This is a genomic window from Aquabacterium sp., from assembly GCF_021768455.1.
GTDB lineage: Bacteria > Pseudomonadota > Gammaproteobacteria > Burkholderiales > Burkholderiaceae_C > Aquabacterium.
Genome location: NZ_JAIZVX010000310.1, coordinates 1 through 1,122 on the forward strand (window position 1 = coordinate 1; position 1,122 = coordinate 1,122).

Here is a 1,122-nt window from a genome sequence, read left to right on the forward strand (position 1 = left end):
TGGAGCTCATGGCGGGGCGCGGGCGTCGGGGCAGATGCGGTGTGATGCGATGTGATGCGGGAATAATGGGGCGCATCAGGGCGGGCGTGGCGCGGCCTTCATGCACTTTCCAGCATAGTTTATGCCCCAGAAAAAGCCCCGGAGATATGGGGTGCGAGTGCCCAGGAATTTGGTGGCGACGCCGATCTGAGGGACAATCTAGGGTTTCCATCAGGAAAACCTTGTCCAAAAACACCCGGGGGCAACCAGCCGCCCGCTGAGCACACCATGGCCGCGTTCAACGAAGAGACCGTCACCTCCGTCCACCACTGGAACGACACCCTGTTCAGTTTCAGGACCACGCGCGATCCCGCGCTGCGCTTCTCCAGTGGCCACTTCGTCATGATCGGCCTGGAAGTCAATGGCAAGCCGCTGATGCGCGCCTACTCGGTGGCCAGCGCCAACTACGAAGAACACCTCGAGTTCCTGTCGATCAAGGTGCAGGACGGCCCGCTGACCTCGCGCCTGCAGCACCTGAAGGTGGGCGACAAGCTGCTGGTGGGCCGCAAGGCCGTGGGCACCCTGGTCGTCGACGACCTCAAGCCCGCCAAGAACCTCTACCTGTTCGGCACCGGCACCGGCCTGGCGCCCTTCATGAGCATCATCCAGGATCCGTACACCTACGAGAAGTTCGACAAGGTCGTGCTGGTGCATGGCGTGCGCTGGGTGAGCGAGCTGGCTTACCACGACTTCATCACCCAGGAACTGCCCAACCATGAGTTGCTGGGCGAGCTGATCCAGGAAAAGCTGATCTATTACCCGCTGGTGACCCGTGAGCCCTTCCGCAACCAGGGTCGCCTGACCGACCAGATCGTCAATGGCGAACTGGCCAAGGGCGTGGGCCTGCCCCAGCTGAGCCCCGAGAACGACCGCGCCATGATGTGCGGCAGCCCCTCGATGCTGAAGGACCTGTGCCAGATCCTGGACGACGCCGGTTTCAAGGTGTCGGAATCGCAAGGTGTGCCGGGCGACTACGTGATCGAGCGCGCCTTCGTCGAGAAGTGATCGCAGGCGGGCCGCCCCCGCCCAACTCGCAACAGAAAGAGCGCCTTGTGGGCGCTCTTTTGCTTTGGCGCGCTGCCC

Annotated in this window: 1 protein-coding gene; it reads left to right on the forward strand. The window is 63.0% G+C overall.

Annotation, left to right across the window (positions count from 1 at the left end; translation table 11 throughout):
- Window positions 1–267 precede the first annotated feature (267 nt).
- Window positions 268–1,044: a ferredoxin--NADP reductase gene (locus tag QZ994_RS19950; RefSeq protein WP_290877869.1), complete on the forward strand. Its 777-nt coding sequence runs from the start codon at window positions 268–270 to the stop codon at window positions 1,042–1,044.
- The last annotated feature ends 78 nt before the right edge of the window (window positions 1,045–1,122 follow it).

Excerpts from the sequence above, each read along its gene's own strand:
- QZ994_RS19950 (WP_290877869.1), top strand. The coding sequence starts at position 268 with ATGGCCGCGTTCAACGAAGAGACCGTCACCTCCGTCCACCACTGGAAC.